This is a genomic window from Actinomadura oligospora ATCC 43269, assembly GCF_000518265.1.
In the GTDB taxonomy this organism is placed as follows: domain Bacteria; phylum Actinomycetota; class Actinomycetes; order Streptosporangiales; family Streptosporangiaceae; genus Spirillospora; species Spirillospora oligospora.
In genome coordinates this window covers 125,308-144,394 of the sequence record NZ_KI912412.1, presented here as the reverse complement: position 1 = coordinate 144,394, position 19,087 = coordinate 125,308, and the positions used below count along the sequence as shown (strand labels likewise).

Sequence of the window (19,087 nt, the reverse complement as noted above, 5' to 3'; positions counted from 1 at the left end):
AATGCCGGTGGTGCCGAGAGGTGGCGCGCGCTTCGGCGGAAGCGTCCTGAAGAGGATTTCCCGACGGCGGGAAGGTGCCCGCATCCGGCCACCGGCGGACGTGGCGCCGCCGAGTGCGCGTCCGTCCCGCGGGCCCCGGGTCTGGTTTCCGTCAAGGGAGGGTCCAGAGACCCTCCGGACTGCGCGTGAGGGGCGGCCGGGGTGTGTCGCCCACGGCGGTCGCGCGTTCACCGACCGTAGTGTTGCGGCTCATCGCGGTCCCCTCCTGCGGAAGGGCGCGCCGCGGTGCGCAACGTGTGACGGGCCAGGGTTGTTCGAGCCGTGCCGGCCTCCAGGGTCGGGCCGGGCACGGAACGGCGGGGGGCAGTGCATGACGGCTGAGGTGGATCCGGGCGGCGTGATCGGGCGGGGGCCGGGAGACCGGCCCCTCCGGCCGGAGGTGGAGGTCGTCGGGGTCGGCCCGTTCGGCCGGCCCGCGCCCCACCTGGCCGCCGCGGTCTGCCGGGCCGGCGGCCTCGGCGTGCTCGACCTCGGCACCGACCGGGCCGCCGCGCTGGCCGCGCTCGCCGACCTCACCCGCTGGTGGCGGGGCGCGTTCGGGGTGCGGGTCCCGGCCGGGTGCGGGGTGCGCCCGGACGAGCTGCCCGCGAACGTCCGGACCGTCCTGCTGGACGCCGCTTCCCTCGACGACACCATCGCCTACGCGCGCGGACGCAGGCTCCTCGTGGAGGTCGTGTCCGGCGCCGAGGCGCACGCCGCGCGCGCGACCGCGGGCGCCGACGGGCTGATCGCGCGCGGCAGCGAGGCGGGCGGACGGATCGGTGAACTGACCACGTTCGTGCTGCTCCAGCAGCTGCTGGGGGATCCGGAGGTCACCGTCCCGGTGCTCGCGGCGGGCGGCATCGGCCCGAACACGGCCGCCGCCGCGGTCGCGGGCGGCGCGGCGGGGGTCGTCCTGGACGTCCAGCTCGCGCTGGTCCGCGAGTGCGAGCTGCCGCGCGACGTCGCGGACGCGCTGCGCGCCATGGACGGCAGCGAGACGCGCGTCAGCGGCGGCCACCGGATCTTCACCCGCCCGGACCTGCCCGACTTCGACCTGGCCGGGCTCGACCCGGCGGAGGCGAACGCGCTGCTCGGCGCGTCCGGGCTGCACGTCAAGGCGCTGCCGGTCGGCCAGGACGGGTTCCTCGCCGCCGCGCTCGGCGACCGGTACCGGACCGCCGGGGGCGTGGTCCAGGCCGTCCGGGAGCAGGTCGGGGAGCACCTGCGCGCCGCGCTCAGGGCCCGTCCGCTCGCGCCCCGCGACAACCCGCCGGGCACGCCGATCAGCCGCGACTACCCGGTCGTGCAGGGGCCGATGACGCGGGTCAGCGACCGGTCGGCGTTCGCCGCGGCCATCGCGCAGGACGGCGGCCTGCCGTTCCTGGCGCTCGCGCTGATGGGCGCCGACGAGGTGCGCGACCTGCTGGCCGACACCGCCGACCGGCTCGCCGGACGGCCGTGGGGCGTCGGCGTCCTCGGGTTCGCGCCGCCGGAGCTGCGCGAGGCCCAGATCGAGGCCGTGCTCGCCGCGCGCCCGCCGTACGCGCTGATCGCGGGCGGGCGTCCGGCCCAGGCGGCGCCGCTGGAGGACGCCGGGATCTCCACCTACCTGCACGTCCCGTCGCCCGGACTGCTGGAGCGGTTCCTCGGCGAGGGCGCGCGCAAGTTCGTGTTCGAGGGCCTGGAGTGCGGCGGGCACGTCGGACCGCGCGCGAGCTTCCCGCTGTGGGAGGCGCAGGTCCAGCGGCTCGTCGACTTCGCCGACCGCCACCCCGGCGCGGCGGACGAGATGTCGGTGCTGTTCGCGGGCGGGATCCACGACGAGCGGTCCGGCGCGATGGTCGCCGCGCTCGCCGCTCCGCTCGCGGAACGCGGCGCGGACGTCCGCGTCCTGATGGGCACCGCGTACCTGTTCACCTACGAGGCCGTCGCGGCCGGGGCGATCATGCCCGGCTTCCAGAGGACCGCCGTCGAGTGCGCCGGGACGACCCTCCTGGAGACCTCGCCGGGCCACGCCACGCGCTGTGCCCGCACCCCCTACGTCGAGGCGTTCGACCAGGCCAGGCAGGGACTGGAGGCGTCCGGGACGACCCGCAGGCGGATGTGGGAGCAACTGGAGGAGCTGAACCTCGGACGGCTCCGGATCGCGGCCAAGGGCCTGCGCCGCGGGCCCGGCGGGGGCCCGCTGGAGACCGTCGGCGGGGACGAGCAGGCCCGCGAGGGCATGTACATGATCGGGCAGGCCGCGGCGCTGCGGTCGGCCACCACGAGCATCACCGGGCTGCACGAGCAGGTCACCTCGGGCGCGCTGCGGTTCCTGGAGTCCCGTGCCGCCGCGCTCGGGGTGACCGCCCCCGCCGAGGACGCGCCCGGGACCGGCGCCGCGCCGCTGGACGTCGCGATCGTCGGCATCGGCTGCGTGTTCCCCGGGGCGCCGGACGCCGCCCGGTACTGGGCGAACATCGTGCATGGCGTGGACGCCGTCACCGAGGTCCCGGCCGAGCGCTGGGACCCGGAGATCTTCTTCGACCCGGACAGCCGCGACGGCGAGAAGAGCCCGTCCAAGTGGGGCGGGTTCGTGCCGGACATCCCGTTCGACGCGTTCGCCTACGGCATTCCGCCGAACTCGCTGGGCAGCGTCGAGCCGGTGCAGCTGCTCGCCCTGGAGGTCGCGGCGCGCGCGCTGCGTGACGCGGGCTACGACGAGCGCCCCTTCGACCGTTCGCGCACCTCGGTCGTCTTCGGCTCGGAGGCCGGGACGGAGCTCGGCGCCGCCTACTCGACCCGCGCGATCCTGCCGATGTTCTACGGGCGGGTCCCCGCGGGCCTGGACGAGCAGCTCCCGAGGCTCACCGAGGACTCGGTGCCCGGCGTGCTCACCAACGTGATCGCCGGGCGGATCGCCAACCGGCTCGACCTCGGCGGCGCGAACCTCACCGTGGACGCCGCGTGCGCCGCGTCCCTCGCCGCGCTCGACCTCGCCTGCAAGGACCTGGCGTCCGGGACGTCCGACATGGTGCTGTGCGGCGGCGCCGACCTGCACAACGGCATCAACAACTACCTGCTGTTCTCGTCGGTCCACGCGCTCTCCCGGAAGGGCCGCTGCGCCACCTTCGACGCGTCCGCCGACGGGATCACCCTCGGCGAGGGCGTCGCGTGCGTGGTGCTGAAGCGGCTCGCGGACGCCGAGCGCGACGGCGACCGGATCTACGCGGTGGTCAAGTCCGTGGCCGGGTCGTCCGACGGGCGCTCGCTCGGCCTCACCGCGCCGAGCGGGAAGGGCCAGCGGCTCGCGCTGGACCGCGCCTACGAACGCGCGGGGATCGACCCCGCGCGGGTCGGGCTGATCGAGGCGCACGGCACCGGGACCGAGGTCGGCGACCGGACGGAGCTCACCACCCTCACCGGGGCGTTCACCGAGGCCGGGGCCGCGCCGGGCGCCGTCACGCTCGGCTCGGTCAAGTCCCAGATCGGGCACACCAAGTGCGCCGCCGGGCTCGCCGGGCTGATCAAGGCCGCGTACGCGCTGCACTCCGGCGTCCTGCCCGGCACCCTGCACCTCACCGAGCCGAACCGGGCGTGGGACGGGCCGTCCAGCCCGCTCGCGTTCGGCCGGACGGCCCGTCCGTGGGCCGCCGCGCCGGGCGAGCGGTTCGCGGGCCTGTCCGGGTTCGGGTTCGGCGGGTCCAACTTCCACGCCGTCCTCGCCGGGTACGACGGCGCGCCCGAGCCGGTCTCCGGCCTGGCCGCCTGGCGCGCCGAGCTGCTGCTCGTCCGCGGCGCGGACCGGGACGCCGCGCGCGCCGAGATCGACCGGCTCGCCGCCCTCGCGGACGTCCCGGGCGCGCGCCTGCGCGACCTGGCCCGCACCTTCGCCGAGCCGAACCCGGCCCGCGTCCAGGTCGCGATCGTCGCGTCCGGCCTGGACGACCTGCGCGCCAAGCTCGACGCGGCGCGCGAGTTCCGGGCGGCGCCGGGCGTGGCCGTCGCGCCCGCGAAGGCGGGGGAGACCGGCAAGGTCGCGTTTCTCTACCCGGGGCAGGGCAGCCAGCGGCCGAACATGCTCGCCGACCTGTTCGTCGCGTTCCCGAGGCTCCAGCGCCTGCTCCGGCTCGCGGACGGACGGTACGCCCCCGCGATGTTCCCGCCCGCCGCGTTCACCGAGGACGACGAGCGCGCGCAGTTCGAGGCGATCACCGAGACCCGCGTCGCGCAGCCCGCGCTCGGCATCGCGGGCCTCGCCGCGCACCGGCTGCTGACCGAGCTGGGCGTCCGGCCCGACCTCGCCGCCGGGCACAGCTACGGCGAACTCGTCGCGCTGGCCGCAGCGGGCGTCTTCGGCGAGGACGACCTCGTCGAGCTGTCGGCGGCCCGCGCCGAGGCGATCCTCGCCGCCGCCGTCACGCACGGCGACGACCCCGGCTCGATGGTCGCCTGCACCGGGCCCCTGGACGAGGTCCGGGCGGCGATGGCGGGCATCTCCGAGCTGGTCATCGCCAACCACAACGCGCCCCGCCAGGTCGTGATCTCCGGATCGACGCCCGCGCTCGACCAGGCCCTCCGGGCGCTGTCCGCGCGCCGCATCGCGGCGCGGCGGATCCCGGTCGCGGCGGCCTTCCACAGCCCGCTCGTCGGCGGTGCGGCGGCGGCCCTGCGCGCCGAACTGTCCCGGCGGGACCTGCGCTCGCCCGCGTTCCCGGTCTGGTCCAACACCACCGCCGCGCCCTACGCGTCCGAGCCCGCCGAACTGCGCGCGACGCTCGCCGGGCAGGTCTCGGCGCCGGTCCGGTTCGTCGAGCAGGTCGAGGCGATGTACGAGGCGGGCGCGCGGGTGTTCGTCGAGGCCGGTCCCGGACGGGTGCTGACCCATCTGGTCGGCGAGATCCTCGGCGACCGCCCGCACACCGCCGTGGCCTGCGACGCGCCCGGCGAGGACGGCGTCGTACGGCTGCTGCGCGCGCTCGCCGACCTGGCCGTCGCGGGCGTCCCCGTGGACGCCGGGGCGCTGTTCTCCGGGCGCGACGCCCGCGTCCTGTCGGCCGCCCATCCGCCCGCCGTGCCCGGCTGGATCGTCAACGGCCACCTCGTCCGGACCGCCGACGGCTCCCATCTCACGAACTCGCTGCGCCCCGCCGAGCGGATCGCGCTCCCCTCCTCGGGAGGCCCCATGCCCACGTCCGACCGTCCGGACGCCCTGAGCGCCGCGGAGACCGCCGACGAAGGCGCTCCCGTCCAGGATCCGCTCCACACGGCCGTCCTGGAGTACCTGCGCACGAGCCGCGAGCTCGTCGCCGCGCAGCGGGACGTCGTCCTCGGCCTGCTCAACAAGAACGCGCCGTCGTCGGCGGCGCGGGGCGGCCTGCCGCCTGTGCCCTCGGTGCCCGCGCCCCGGTCGGTGGTCTCCGGGCACGTCGTCCCGCAGCCGTTGTCCGCGACCCCGCCGCCGCCCGTTCCGGATCCGGGGACGGTTCCGGCCGTCCGGACACCCCCGGACGAGCCGCCGGAGGAGCGGACCGGCGCGCCCGGCCCGGACGGGATCCGCGCCGCCGTGCTGGCGGTGATCGGCGCGCGGACGGGCTACCCCGAGGCGATGCTCGGCTCCGATCTGGACCTCGAGGCGGACCTGTCGATCGACTCCATCAAGCGCACCGAGATCATCGGCGAGCTGGCCGACCGGGTCGGCCTCACCGCGGGGGGCGCGCGCCTGGACGAGACGGTCGTCGAGCAGCTCACCGGGATCAAGACCATCGGCGAGATCGTCGCCTGGATCGGCGCGCGGCTCGTCCCGTCCGCGAACGGCCCGGCTCCGGAGGCCGCCGTCGAGAACACCGCCCCGCAGCCCCCCGAGCCCGCCGAAACACCTGCGGAAACGCCCACCGGAGCGCTCGCCGGAGCGTCGCCGGACTGTCCGCCGAAACGCCCGCCGAAACGCCCGCCGAAGCGGCCACCGGAAGGTCCGCCGGAACGCTCGCGGAAGCGCCCGCCGGAACGTCCGCCGAAGCGGCCACCGAAAGGTCCGCCGGAACGCTCGCGGAAGCGCCCGCCGGAACGCTCGTGGAAACGTCCGCCGGAGCGTCCGCTGGAAGGTCTGCGGAAACGCCCGCCGGAAGATCCGCTGGAACGCTCGCGGAAGCGTCCGCCGGACCGCCCGCCGAAACGTCTGCGGAAACGCCTGCGGAAACGCCTGCGGTGGCGCCCGTGCGGCAGGTCGTCCGGCTGGAGGGGCTGCCCGCGCTGCCCGTCCCCGAGATCGTGCCCGGACGGTTCGACGGCCTCACGTTCGTGATCGTGGACGACGGCTGCGGCGTCGCGCTGGAGCTCGCCGACCTGCTCGAACAGCAGGGCGCGCAGGTGCGGACGCCGCTGGACGCGGGTGACCCGTGCGACGGCCTGATCCACCTCGCCGCGCTGCGCCCGGGCGGCGGGCCGGTGCTGCCGGGCGCGTACGCCGGGATCCGGGAGACGCTGCTGGCCGGGCCGGGCTGGCTGATCCTCGGGACCGGCGCGGGCGGCGCGTTCGGCCGCGGCTTCGACGGCGGCGTCGGCGACCCGACGCCGGGCGCGGGCCTGCGCGGCCTCGCCCGGACGCTGGCGAAGGAGTTCCCCGAGACGCTCGTCCGGGCCGTGGACGTCGACACCAAGGACAGCCCGCGCACGATCGCGCTGCGCCTGCTGGCCGAGCTGCTCGCGCCCGGAGGTCCGGTCGAGGTCGGGTACGAGGGCGACGTCCGGCAGACGCTGGTGCTCGTCCGGGAGGAGCTCGCGCGGGGGCCGGGCGAGGCGGCCGGGCCGGAGCTCGGGCCGGACGGCGTCGTCCTGCTGACCGGCGGCGCGCGCGGCATCACCGCGCGGGTCGCGCTGGAGCTGGCGCGGACGACCGGCTGCCGGATCGGGCTGCTGGGCCGGACGCCGGAGCCGGGCCCCGAGGAACCCGAGCTCTCGGACGCGCCGGACGAGGCCGCACTGCGCCGCGTCCTGGTCGCCCAGGGCGGACGCGCGCCCGCGGAGATCGAGGCGCGGATCCGTGGCATCCTCGCGGCGCGGGAGATCCGCGCGACCCTCGCGGCGCTGCGCGAGCACGCGGCCGAGGTGCGCTACCACCCCGTGGACGTGCGGGACGCGCAGGCCGTCCGGTCCGTCGTCGACGACGCCTACCGCCGCCACGGACGGCTCGACGGCGTCGTCCACGGCGCGGGCGTGGTGGACGACCGGCTCGTCCGCGACAAGACGCCCGAGTCGTTCGACGCGGTGTACCGGACGAAGCTGTCCGGCGCGTCCGCGCTCGCCGCCGCCGCCCGCTCCGACCTGCGGTTCTTCGTGGTGTTCGGCAGCGTCTCGGGCGTGTACGGGAACCCGGGGCAGGCCGACTACTCCGCCGCGAACGACGCCTGCGACACCCTCGCCCGCGTGTGGCGGACGCGGCTGCGCGGCCGGGTCCTGGTCGCCGACTGGGGGCCGTGGGCCGGGGGCGGGATGGTGTCGCCGGAGATCGCCCGCGAGTACGCCCGGCGCGGCGTCGCGCTCGTCGACCCGGACGCCGCCGTCGCCGCGCTCCTGCGCGAGATCGCCACCGGGGACGAGTCACAGGTCGTCCTCGCGGCCACCCTCGCGGACCCCGCCGGAGCCACCGAAGCCACCGAAGCCACCGAAGCCACCGGAGTGGACGGAGCCACCGGGGCCACCGGGGCCACCGGGGCCACCGGGGCAGCCGGGGCAGCCGGGGCAGCCGGCTCGTCCGGTGGCGAGGATGACGAGAGCGGTCACGAAATCGGCCACGAGCGCGGTCCCGAGATCGGCCGCGTTCAGGAGCGCGACGCCGGGGCGACCTCGTGACGAGCCGCGTGCCGGACGTCCCCACCGGCCTCGCGGCCGGCCTCACCACCGACCGGGCGGCCGGGCACGCTCCCGTTCCCTCCACCGGCACGGCGACGGGACGCGTGCACGGCGGACGGCCGGAGGGCGGCGAGCCGATCGCCGTCGTCGGGCTCGGGGCGGTCTTCCCCGGCGCGGGCTCGGCGGCGGAGCTGTGGGCGAACATCCGGGCGGGCGTGGATGCGATCACCGACGTCCCGCCCCACCGCTGGGACCCCGCGCTCTACCACGACCCGTCCGCCTACGACGGGCCCCCGCGCGCCGACCGGTTCTACTGCCGGCGTGGCGGGTTCGTGGACGACCTCGCCACCGCCGACCCGGCGCGGTTCGGGATCACCCCGGCCGACGTGCCCGGGATCGAACCGGACCAGCTGCTCGCGCTGCGCACCGCCGCCGAGGCGATCGCGGACGCGGGCGGCGACGAGCGGCTGCCCGACCGGACCCGGGTCGGCGTCGTGCTCGGCCGGGGCAGCCACATCGGTCCCGGACTGGCCCGGCTGGACCAGCGGGTCACGGTGTTCCACCAGGTCGCGGCCATCCTGACCGAGCTGCTTCCCGACCTGCCCGCGGGCCGGCTGGAGCAGATCAGGGAGGCGTTCCACTCCCGGCTCGGCCCCGAGTGCCCGGACGCCCCGGACGGCGTCATCCCGAGCCTCGCGGCCTCCCGCGTCGCGAACCGGTTCGACCTGCGCGGACCGGCCTACACGGTCGACGCGGCGTGCGCGTCGTCGCTGATCGCGGTCGAGCACGCGGTGCGGGCGCTGCGCTCGGGGCAGTGCGACGCGATGCTCGCCGGGGCCGTCCACCACTCGCACCACGCCACGCTCTGGAGCGTGTTCAGCCGCCTCAGGGCGCTGTCGCCGACCGGGATGATCCGTCCGCTGGACCGCGCCGCCGACGGCACCCTGCTGTCGGAGGGCACCGGCATGGCGCTGCTGAAGCGGCTGCCGGACGCGCTGCGGGCGGGCGACAAGATCTACGCCGTGATCCGCGGGGCCGGGTCGTCCGGCGACGGCCGCGCGTCCGGCCTGCTGACCCCGCGGGTGGACGGCCGGGTCCTCGCCCTCGAACGAGCCTGGGCGGACGCCGGGCTCGACCCGTCCGCGCCGGACGCCGCCGGGCTGGTCGAGGCGCACGGCACCGGAGCCCCGGCCGGGGACGCGGCCGAGCTGGCCGCGCTGCTCCGCGTGTTCGGCGAGCGGGGGAGTCCGCTGCACGTCGGGACGGTCAAGTCGATGATCGGGCACGCGATGCCCGCCGCCGGGATGGCGGGCCTGATCAAGGCCGCGTGCGCGCTGCGCGACGCCGTCCTGCCGCCGACGCTGCACGTCACCGAGCCGCACCAGGCCATGACCGGGACGCGGCTGGCGCCCGTCCGCGAGACCGCCGGGTGGGAGCGTCCGGCGCGCGGACCGCGCCGCGCGGTCGTCAACGCCTTCGGGTTCGGCGGGACGAACGCCCACCTCGTCCTGGAGGAGGCCCCGGCGGTGTCGAAGGCGCACCTCGGGCCGCTGCGGCTGCGCGGCGGCGGCGACGGGAGCGGTGAGCGGGTGCTGCGCCTGGCCGCCCGCACGGCCGCCGACCTCGCCGACCTGCTGCGCGCCCCCAACGACGAGCTGCTCGAACGCTGCGACCGGGACCCCGCCGACCTGCCCTGCCGCCTCGCGATCGTCGCCCCGGACACCCGCAAGCTCACGCTCGCCCGCGCCGTCGCCGACCGCGGCACCCCCTGGCGCGGACGCGGCGACATCTGGTTCACCCCGAGGCCGCTGCTCGCCGCCGGGGGACGCCTGGCGTTCCTGTTCCCCGGGTTCGAGCCGTCCTTCGAGCCGCGCGTGGACGACGTCGCCGACCACTTCGGCCTCGAACGCCCCGCCATGACCGGACGCACCGACCTGCTCGGCCACGCCGCCGACGTGATGGCGGTCGGACGGCTGCTGGCGGGCGCCCTCGCCGAGACCGGCGTCCGCCCGGACGTCGCCGCGGGTCACAGCCTCGGCGAGTGGACCGCGATGCTCGTCTCCGGGATGTACCGCCCGGACGCCATGGCCACCTTCATCGACGCCCTCGCCCCCGGCGCCCTCGGACCCGGCGGCCTGCGCGTCCCGGACGTCGCCTACGGCGCGCTCGGCTGCGGCGCGGACCGCGTCCTGGAGGTCCTCGGCACCCGCGCGGACGTGGTGGTCAGCCACGACAACTGCCCGCACCAGTCGGTCGTCTGCGGCGATCCCGGGGCCGTCCGGGAGATCCTGCGGCGGCTCGGCTCCGAGGGCGTGCTGGGCCAGGAGCTGCCGTTCCGCACCGGTTTCCACACGCCGATGGCCGCGTCCCTGCTGGAGCAGCTGCGGCCCGCCTTCGCGGCGCTGACCCTCCACCCGCCGGACATCCCGCTCTGGTCGGCGACGACCGTCGCGCCGTTCCCGCAGGACGAGGCGGACATCCGCGACCTCGTCCTGCGGCACCTGCTGGAACCGGTCCGGTTCAGCGAACTCGTGGAGGAGCTGTACGGCGCGGGCGTGCGCGCCTTCGTCCAGGTCGGGCCGGGCAGCATCACCGGTTTCGTGGGCGACCGGCTCGGCGACCGCGAGCACCTGGCCATGGCCGTGAACGTGCCGCAGCGATCCGGCATGGCGCAGCTCCGCCGCGTCGCCGCCGCGCTGTGGACGGAGGGGCACGGCGCGGGCCCGGCCGCCGCCCCGCCGGTCGTGCCGTCCGGGCCGGGCGCGGTGAGGCTCGATCTCGGCGTTCAGGTCGTCCGGCTGGACGGTCTCGTTCCGCCCCTGACGGGTTCGGGGGAGCTGACGCGTCCGGGGGAGCGGCCGTCGCTGCCCGCCACCGACCCGGTGACGGCCGAGCTGGACGCGTTCCTGCGCGAGGCCGTCGACAGCGCCCACCACGTCATGGACGCGCTGCAGAACACCGCCCCGATGCCGTCCCCGGTCGCCCCGCAGCCGTCCCAGGCCGCGACACCCCCGGTTCCGCCGGTTCCGCCGCTGGTCCCGGCGCAGCCGAGGCCGACCGAGTCGACCGTCCGGCGGGTGTTCTCGCTGGACACGATGCCCTACGTCCGGGACCACTGCCTGTTCCGGCAGCCGGCCGGCTGGCCCGAGGCGTCCGACGGGTTCCCGGTGGTGCCGCTGACGACCCTGCTGGAGACCATGGCGGACGCGGCGCGCGAGCTGTTCCCCGGCCTGGTCTGCACCGGGCTGGAGCGGGTCCGGGCGTTGCGCTGGGTCACCGCCGACCCGCCGACCGAGACCGAGGTCTCGGCGCGGCTGCTGGATCCCGCCCGGGTGGCCGCCGCCGACGGCCTGCACCGGGTCGAGGTCGTCGTCAAGGGGCACACCGACGGGATCGTCCTGCTCGCGCCCCGGTACCCCGAGCCGCCCGCGCCGGACCGGACACCGCTCACCGGCGAGGGCCCGCCGCCCGTCGCCGCCGAGCGGTTCTACGCCGAGCGCTGGATGTTCCACGGCCCGGTCTACCAGGGCGTCCGCGAGATCGGCGCGCTCGGCTCGGACGGCATCCGGGGCGTCCTGGCCGCCCTGCCGACGCCCGGCGCCCTGTTGGACAACCTCGGCCAGCTCGCCGGTCACTGGATCCAGGTGCACGGCGAGAAGGACCAGACGGTGTTCCCGACCGGCATCGAGCGCGTCACCTGGTACGGGCCGCCGCCACCGCCCGGCACGCTGCTCCCCGCGACCGTCCGGAGCCGCGCCCTGACCTCGACCACGTTCCGCTGCGACGGCGAGCTGACCGGCCCGGACGGCCGGGTCTGGTGCCGCGTCGAGGGCTGGACGACGCACCGCTTCTACACCGACGAGCAGACCTGGCGGATGAAGTTCACCCCCGAGGTGTCCGGCACCGCCGAACCGCAGCCCGGCGGCTGGGTCCTGGCCCGGAAGCGCTGGAACAACGGGTCCTCGCGCGAGCTGCTCATGCGGCAGTACCTCAACGCCGCCGAGCGCCCCGGGTACGAGGCCCTCGCCCCGCGCGAGCAGGGCCCCTGGCTGCTCGGCCGGATCGCCGCCAAGGACGCCGTCCGGCACTGGCTCTGGGAGCACGGCCACGGCCCGCTGTTCCCCGCCGAGGTCACCATCACCGACGACGCGTCCGGACGGCCCCGGGCGACCGGCGCGTTCGACTCGCCGCTCGCGCTGTCGGTCGCGCAGACCGGCGAGCTGGGCGTCGCGCTCGTCCGTCCGGCCGGGCGGACGTGCCGCATCGAGATCAGGCCCGCGGACGCGCCGCCCGGCGACCGTCCCGGGGGGTTCGCGGGTTCCGCGGGCTCCGCGGGGACGACCTCGCGCGAGTTCGACGGCCACGTCGTGACCTGGACGCTTCCGGAGCCCGGCGCGGGCGACGGCGGCGAGGGCGGGGACGGCCACCAAACCAAGGGAGAGAACAGCACATGACCAGCGAAAACGATGTCCTGTCCGAGGTCGTGGCCATGCTGGCCGAGGTCGTCGGGGAGGACTTCCTGCTCGAGCAGACGGTCGGCCCGGACACCACGTTCAACGCCGACCTCGCGCTGGAGAGCATCGAGTTCGTCGCGCTCGCCGAGAAGCTGCAGCGGCACTACGGCACGCGGATCGAGTTCGCCGCGTTCATCGCCGGGCTGGACCTGGACCAGATCATGGCCATGACGGTCGGCGACCTCACCTCCTACATCGAGGGACGCCTCGCCGCGTCCCGGGAAGGCGCCGCCGACGCCGCCGCCGCCCCGGACACGGCCGACACCTCCGCGGCCTACGCCTAGGAGACGGCACAGTGGCCTACGTCCGCGCCCGAGGCGTCCGGTTCCACGTGGTGGACCTCGGGCGGGACACGGGCCGGTCGCCGGTGGTGATGCTGCACGGGCTGTTCACCGGCTCGGCGGCGTCCTGGTTCTTCACCGCCGCGCCCGCGCTCGCCCGCACCCGCCGCGTCCGGCTGCCGGACTGGCGCGGGCACGGCCTGACCGAGCGCACCCCGACCGGATACGACACCACGACGATGGCCGACGACCTGGCCGCGCTCACCGCCGACCTGCCGCCGTTCGCGATCGCCGGGCACAGCTACGGCGCGACCGTCGCGGTCCGGTTCGCCCGCGCGCACCCCGGCCGGGTGACGGCGCTCGCGCTGGTCGACCCGCCGTTCTCCGGCGTCGTCGCCGAGATCGACCCGGGCCGGTGCGCCGTCCCGGACGCCGCCAGGGACTCGGTCGCCGACCTGCTGAGACGAACCTCGCTGGTGTACGACCTCGCGGCCGACCCGCCGGTCACGGCCGCCGAGCTGGCCGAGCTGGCCGGGCTCCCGCTGCTCGCCGTCGTCGGGTCCGGGTCGCCGTTCCGGTCCGCCGCCGACCTGGTGGGGCAGGCGCTGCCCGCCGCCCGGCGGCACGTCCTGAACGGCGGCCACGACCTGCACATCACCGCGCGGGCGCGGCTCACCCCGCTGCTCGGCGCGTTCCTGGAGGAGTCCCATGCCTGAGATCACCGCGCGCGGCGTGCGGTTCCACGTCCAGACGCTCGACCCGGTGGGCGGCCCGTCCCCGTCCGAGCCCGGCGGGACGGACGCGCCGGTGGTGGTGTTCGTCCACGGCCTCGTCGTCGACAACCTGGCGAGCTTCTACTACCGGCTGGCCGGGCCGGTCGCGGCGGCCGGGGCGCGGGCCGTCCTGTACGACCAGCGCGGGCACGGCCTGTCCGAGCGGCCCCCGACCGGGTACGGCACCGACGACGCGGTCGCCGACCTGTTCGGCGTCCTGGACGGCCTGGGCGTCGAGCGTCCGGTGCACCTGGTGTCCAACAGCTTCGGCGGGGTCGTGGCGCTGAACGCGGCGCTCGCCCGTCCGGACCGTGTGGCCGGGCTGGTGATGGTCGAGTCGTACGGGCCCGCCGAGCGCGCGGACGTGTGGTCGGAGGCCATGCTCAACTCGCTGGCCAGGGCGGCTCTCGTCCTTGAGTACGAGCGGCTCGCCGCCCAGTTCGCCGCGATCGGATGGCGCAAGCGCAGCCGCCAGATGGCCGTCGCGGACGCGCTGGTCAACCGCACCAGCCTCCTGGCGGACATCGCCGCCGCCCAGCCCGTCCGGCCGGGCGACCTCGCCAGGGTGCGCTGCCCGGTGCTGGCCGTCTACGGCGAGCACTCCGACATCCGCGCCGCCGGACGGCTCCTCGCCACGCACGTCCCGGACTGCGAGCTGCACGTCCTCCCCGGCCACGCGCACACCGTGCTCAGCGACGGCACCGCCGACCTGCTCGCGCTCATGCTCCCCTGGCTGTCGCTCGGCACCTCCGCTCCTGAGGAGGCCTCTGACTCCGGCCCGCGCCCCGACGCGCGTGGGGCGGCCCCCGAGACCGGTTCGCGCGCGCAGGCGCGCGGGGCGGAACCCGATCCCGGTTCGCGTGCGGGGGCGCGTGAGCCGATCTACGCCGGAAGTGCGCGATGAGCTCGAAAACGTCCAAAGCCCGCAGGGTCGCCGTCCCGTCGCTGCTCGGCGACGCCGTCCCGCCGGGCCGGACGGCCGAGCGCGACCGCCGCAGGTTCCTGTTCGCGGTGCCGCCGCTGACCGGCCACGTCAACCCGACCGTCGCGGTCGCCGCCGAGCTGACCGCGCGCGGCCACCGGGTCGCGTGGGTGGGACGGCGGAGCTTCCTGGAGCCGCTGCTGCCGTCCGGCGCGCGGATCTACGCCGCTGAGGACCCCGCCTTCACGGCGAAGCTGGAGGCCGCCCGGGACCACTGGACGGCGCTGCGCGGCCCGGCGGCTCTGAAGTTCCTCTGGGAGGAGTTCATCGTCCCGCTCGGGCACGCGATGACGCCCGGCGTCGAGCGCGCCATGGACCGGTTCCACCCGGACGTGGTGGTCGCCGACCAGCAGGTCCTCGCCGCGCCGGTCGCCGCGCGGCTGCACGGCGTGCCGTGGGCGACGTCCGCGACGACCTCCGCCGAGTTCACCCGGCCGCTCGCCGGGATGCCGCTGGTGGAGGAGTGGGTCCGCGACCACATAGGCCGGTTCCAGTCCGAGCACGGCATCGAGGACCTGATCGACCTGCGGTTCTCCGACCACCTCACGCTGGTGTTCTCCACCGGCGCGCTCGTCGGGGACGTGTCGTTCTTCCCCGACCACATCGCGTTCGTCGGCCCCGCCCTCGGCGGACGACCCGAACACGACGCGTTCCCCTTCGAGCTGCTCGACCCCGAGGGCGAGGACGCGCGTCCGGCCGTCCTGGTGTCGCTCGGCACCGTCTCCGGCCCGGCCGGGGCGCGGTTCTTCCGCGTCGCCGCCGAGGCCGTCGCGGACCTGGACGTCCAGGCGGTGTTCGTCATGCCGTCCGGGAAGGGCAGGGCCCAGGGGGCCGCTCTTCCGGACAACGTGATCGCCCGGGAGAGCGTCCCGCAGCTGGCGCTGCTGCCGCGGATGTCGGCGGTCCTCACGCACGGCGGCCACAACACCGTCTGCGAGGCGCTGGCGCACGGCCTGCCCCTGGTCGTCGCCCCGATCCGGGACGACCAGCCCATCATCGCCCGCCAGGTCGAGGCGTCCGGCGCGGGCCGCGTGGTCCGGTTCGCCCGCGCGGGCGCGGACGAGATCCGCACGGCGCTGACCGGCGTGCTCGGCGACCCGGCGCACCGCGAGGCCGCCGCGCGGATCCGCGACTCCTTCGACGCCGCCGGGGGAGCCGCCCGCGCCGCCGACCTCCTGGAGAAACTCGCGTGACCACGCTCGCCGCCACGTCCCCCGCAGCGCTCACCGCGTTCCCCGCGGTGCTGTCGCCGGTCGCGCCGGACACCGGTTCGCCCGCGGTGTTCTCCGCGCTTCCCGACGTGTTCCCGGCGGGCGCCGCCGTGTTTCCCGCGCTCGTGTCGGTGCTGGTGGCGGGCGTGATCACAGGGCGTGCGCTGGTGTTGCGGCGGCGGGTGCTCCAGCTCGCGCCGCTCCCCGGGACCGGGCCCGGTCCCGCGCCCAGAGGCGGCTCGGCCGCCCTCTCGTCCGGCACGGATGCGGCGCTGCCAGGCATGGGCCCGGCGCTGCCTGGCGTGGGCGTGGTGCTGCCTGGCGTGGGTGCGGCGTCCGGCGCGGGCGCCGACAGCGGATACGAGTTCGTGACGGGCGAGCGGGTCATGCTGTCGGGGCCCGTCCGGCGGGCGGCGGTCGAGCACGCGCGCGTGCACCGGCTCGACGTCCTCGACCTGGTGCCCGCCGACCTTCCGGTCGAGCGCGCCCTCGACCTCGCCCGCACCCTCGATCCCCGGCGGTACCGGTCCGACCCCCTCGCCGTCGGACGTGGCGCCGGGTTCGCCACCCTCGCCGCCGGGGAGCTGCTGGACCGCGCCGGGCAGGCCCGCGCCGCCCTCGACCCCGGCGCGTTCGGCGCCGCGACCGCCCGGCTGCGGCAGTTCACCACCTCCGCCGACCTGGCCGTCGTGCCGTCCGCGTGCCCGCGCGGGCCCCTCGGACGAGGCCGCCGCGCCTGGCTGAGCGGGCTCGGCGTGCCGGTGTCCCGGGTGGTCGCCACGTCCGTCCTCGGCTACCTCGCGATGCTGGTCGCGCTCGCCATCGCCCCGCTGTGGGGCCTGCTCGCGGTCGTCGCGTACTGCGCCGTCCCGTACCTGGTGTTCGCCGGGACGGCCCTCGCCCCCTACGACCTGCACGTCGCGGCGCTGCTCCGGCTCGTCCGGGAGCCGTACGGGTGGTGGCGGACGCTGACCAGCCCGCCGAGCACGTGGGAGCGCGAACGCGCCGACCGCGCGAACGCCGCCCGCTCTTACTACCGCGCCGAGATCGACCGCGGCGTCGAGCGCTTCCTGGGCCCGCGCCGCGAGGACTGCCCGTGGTGCGCGTCCCGGTCCCTGGTCGTCCACGTCCGGACGGGCGACATGGTGCACGGCAAACCGGGACGGTTCACCCTGGAGCGCTGCCGCGACTGCGGGCACGTCTTCCAGAACCCGCGCCTCGGCGACGAGGGCCGCTCCTTCTACGCCCGCGAGCACCACGACCACCACGTCCCCGGAGTCCTGGAACCGCGCGTGCGGGGCGACGTCCTGCACGCCCGCGCCCGGTTCGCCGCCGCGCACGTCGGCAGCCCCCGCGCCTGGCTGGACGTCGGGACCGGGCACGGCCACTTCTGCCGCGTCGCCGCGCGGCTGTTCCCCGGCACCGCCTTCGACGGGCTCGACGCGGACGCGCGAGTCGAGGAGGGCGTCCTGCGCGGCTGGCTGCGCGCCGCGCACCGCTGCGCCTTCCGCGACCTCCCCGAGGAGCTCACCGGACGGTACGACGTGATCAGCATGCACCACCACCTGGAGCACAGCGGCGACCCGGCCGCCGAGCTGGACGCGGCCGTGAAGGCGCTGCCCGCCGGGGGCCACCTGCTGATCGAGCAGCACGACCCCGAGTGCCGGTTCGGCCGCCTGGGCCGGGTCGGGCTCCCCTGGCTGCAACCCCGGCACCTCGACCTGGTCACCGCCGACAACCTCGTGCGGGCGCTCGGCTCGCGCGGGATGCGGGTCCTGGCCGTCCAGCGGCGCGCGGCGCACCACCGCCACGACGCGACGGCGGCCGTCCACCTCGGGCTGACCGCGTTCGCTCCCGACCCGTCCCGGCCCTGGGCGCCGGGCCCGCCGACGCGCGCGGCCCGGCTGCGCCACGTGGCCGCCCAGGCCGCGACGCCGCCGCTCCTGGGCGCCGCCGCGCTGGCGGACCGGCTCGTCCTGCCGCTGGTCCCCGGGCCCGGCAACGCCTACCGGGTCCTGGCACGGAAGGACGAGGGGTGACCGTGAACCCGACGACCGCAACCCGGACGGCGACGCCGACCGCGACCTCGAAGGACGCCTTGGTGGGACTCGCCGACGACCCGGAGATCCGGATCACCGCCCACATGTACGAACGCGTCTTCGGCGTCCCGCCCGCCACCCTGCGCCGGGCCCCGGGCGGCCTCACCCTCCTGGGCGGCCCCTCGCCGGTGCCGAGGCGGGACGCGCCGCCGCCCGCCCGGACCGCGGCGGATCCGGCGCTGGCCGTCGCGCTCGCCTGGGGCGCGATCGTCGCCGCGGGCCCCAACCCGGACGGCGGCGTGGACCTCTACTCGATGAACCGGCACACCGACCGGTGCACCTCGCTCGACCACGTCCCGGAGTGGGCGGTGCACGCGGTCGAGGCGCTGCGCGCGCACGCCGACCCGCCGCCCCCGGCCCGGATGGTCGTGGACAGCGAGCTGCCCGCCGAGACCGGCCTGCTGTCCGGCGCGGAGACGGTGTGCGCGGCGGCGATGGCGCTCGGCGACCTGCACGGCCCGCCGGTCGCGTCCGCCCCGTCCGCCGTGACGCCCGAGTACCTCGCCGCGCTGCACTCCCGCGCGCGCCACGCCCTGCTGATCACTCCGGGCGGTCCGGAGCAGATCCCGTTCGACCTGGCCGCCGCCGGGCTGCGCCTGCTGGTCATCGACGTGGGCGCGGCGGAGGAGGCGCTCACTGGAGGGACGGCCAAGCCGTTCGACCAGGGCCCGGACATCGTGGAACGCGCCGCCGAGGCGCTGCGCGCGGGCTACCCGGCGGGTCTCGGCCCGCTGCTCACCGAGGCGCACGTCCTCGGCCGTCCGACGCTCGACCTGGCCCTCTCGGCGGCCCGTGACGCGGGAGCCCTGGGCGGACGCGCCCTTGGACGCTGCGCCGTGGCGCTCGTCCCGCTGGCGGCCGTCCCGCGCGTGCGCGCGGAGGTCATCGCCCGGCTGGAGGGCCGCATCACCCGTCCGCCGCGCTTCCTCACAGCCGTGGCCTCCGGCCGCGCCTAGGACGTGGTGGGAGGGGTCTGCGCGTGGCGCTCGCGGAGCGCCTGTTCGACCAGGGCGACGGCGTGGACGAGCTGGACGAGCCGGGCGCCCTCGCGGCGGTAGGTGTCCAGGACGGCCTCGATGCCGTGCGGCGGGACGGCTCCGGCGAGCTCGACGCGCGCGGAGCGGAAGCCCTCGCGCGCGGCCTCGACGGAGGCGGTGACGTGGTGCCGCGCCATCCGGGCGAGCGCGACCGGGTAGCGGCGCAGGACGCCGTAGCGGCGGTACTCGGAGGGGACGAGGTCCAGCAGCCAGGCGAGCGCGGTCTCCTCGAACCGGTCGGTGCCCGGCGGGTGCACCTGCGGCGGCCAGCCGGGCGGGACGAAGCTGCTCACCTGCCCAGAATACCCCAATTTC

The 19,087-nt window shown here is 76.6% G+C and carries 10 protein-coding genes; 9 read left to right on the top strand and 1 reads right to left on the bottom strand.

Annotated elements, in window-relative coordinates; translation table 11 throughout:
* The first annotated feature begins 370 nt into the window (after positions 1 to 370).
* From P696_RS51550 to P696_RS0140675, 9 genes are read left to right on the top strand one after another with little or no spacing between them, the layout of a single operon-like run.
* The gene (locus tag P696_RS51550; RefSeq protein WP_051469022.1) at positions 371 to 6,328 is read left to right on the top strand and encodes a type I polyketide synthase; all 5,958 of its coding nucleotides are present in this window, start codon (positions 371 to 373) and stop codon (positions 6,326 to 6,328) included.
* The gene (locus tag P696_RS51545; RefSeq protein ID WP_170026735.1) at positions 6,241 to 7,875 is read left to right on the top strand and encodes an SDR family NAD(P)-dependent oxidoreductase; all 1,635 of its coding nucleotides are present in this window, start codon (positions 6,241 to 6,243) and stop codon (positions 7,873 to 7,875) included. The genes P696_RS51550 and P696_RS51545 overlap by 88 nt, the downstream gene beginning before the upstream one ends.
* Positions 7,872 to 12,329, top strand: coding sequence for a beta-ketoacyl synthase N-terminal-like domain-containing protein (locus P696_RS51540; RefSeq protein WP_211246000.1), 4,458 nt, complete (start codon positions 7,872 to 7,874; stop codon positions 12,327 to 12,329). The genes P696_RS51545 and P696_RS51540 overlap by 4 nt, the downstream gene beginning before the upstream one ends.
* Positions 12,326 to 12,673: an acyl carrier protein gene (locus tag P696_RS0140700; RefSeq protein WP_026416820.1), complete on the top strand. Its 348-nt coding sequence runs from the start codon at positions 12,326 to 12,328 to the stop codon at positions 12,671 to 12,673. The genes P696_RS51540 and P696_RS0140700 overlap by 4 nt, the downstream gene beginning before the upstream one ends.
* 11 nt (positions 12,674 to 12,684) lie before the next feature.
* Positions 12,685 to 13,386: an alpha/beta fold hydrolase gene (locus P696_RS0140695; protein WP_026416819.1), complete on the top strand. Its 702-nt coding sequence runs from the start codon at positions 12,685 to 12,687 to the stop codon at positions 13,384 to 13,386.
* Complete coding sequence (locus tag P696_RS51535) at positions 13,379 to 14,347, top strand: alpha/beta fold hydrolase (RefSeq protein ID WP_064744322.1); 969 nt, start codon at positions 13,379 to 13,381, stop codon at positions 14,345 to 14,347. Before P696_RS0140695 ends, P696_RS51535 begins: the two co-directional genes overlap by 8 nt.
* Positions 14,344 to 15,618 carry a glycosyltransferase gene (locus P696_RS0140685; RefSeq protein ID WP_084339011.1) on the top strand — a complete coding sequence of 425 codons (1,275 nt, stop codon included), beginning with the start codon at positions 14,344 to 14,346 and terminating at the stop codon, positions 15,616 to 15,618. The genes P696_RS51535 and P696_RS0140685 overlap by 4 nt, the downstream gene beginning before the upstream one ends.
* Complete coding sequence (locus tag P696_RS51530; protein WP_051469018.1) at positions 15,615 to 17,675, top strand: class I SAM-dependent methyltransferase; 2,061 nt, start codon at positions 15,615 to 15,617, stop codon at positions 17,673 to 17,675. Before P696_RS0140685 ends, P696_RS51530 begins: the two co-directional genes overlap by 4 nt.
* Positions 17,672 to 18,691 carry a GHMP family kinase ATP-binding protein gene (locus tag P696_RS0140675; RefSeq protein WP_026416817.1) on the top strand — a complete coding sequence of 340 codons (1,020 nt, stop codon included), beginning with the start codon at positions 17,672 to 17,674 and terminating at the stop codon, positions 18,689 to 18,691. Before P696_RS51530 ends, P696_RS0140675 begins: the two co-directional genes overlap by 4 nt.
* Here P696_RS0140675 and P696_RS0140670 read toward each other — a convergent pair.
* A complete protein-coding gene (locus P696_RS0140670; protein ID WP_026416816.1) occupies positions 18,688 to 19,065 on the bottom strand; it encodes a hypothetical protein in 378 nt (125 codons plus the stop codon). The genes P696_RS0140675 and P696_RS0140670 overlap by 4 nt on opposite strands.
* Positions 19,066 to 19,087: the final 22 nt, after the last annotated feature.

What these genes read in the sequence shown, in the direction of transcription:
- P696_RS51550 (WP_051469022.1), top strand. Translation starts at nt 371, where the DNA reads ATGACGGCTGAGGTGGATCCGGGCGGCGTGATCGGGCGGGGGCCGGGA.
- P696_RS0140700 (WP_026416820.1), top strand. Translation starts at nt 12,326, where the DNA reads ATGACCAGCGAAAACGATGTCCTGTCCGAGGTCGTGGCCATGCTGGCC.
- P696_RS51535 (WP_064744322.1), top strand. Translation starts at nt 13,379, where the DNA reads ATGCCTGAGATCACCGCGCGCGGCGTGCGGTTCCACGTCCAGACGCTC.
- P696_RS0140685 (WP_084339011.1), top strand. Translation starts at nt 14,344, where the DNA reads ATGAGCTCGAAAACGTCCAAAGCCCGCAGGGTCGCCGTCCCGTCGCTG.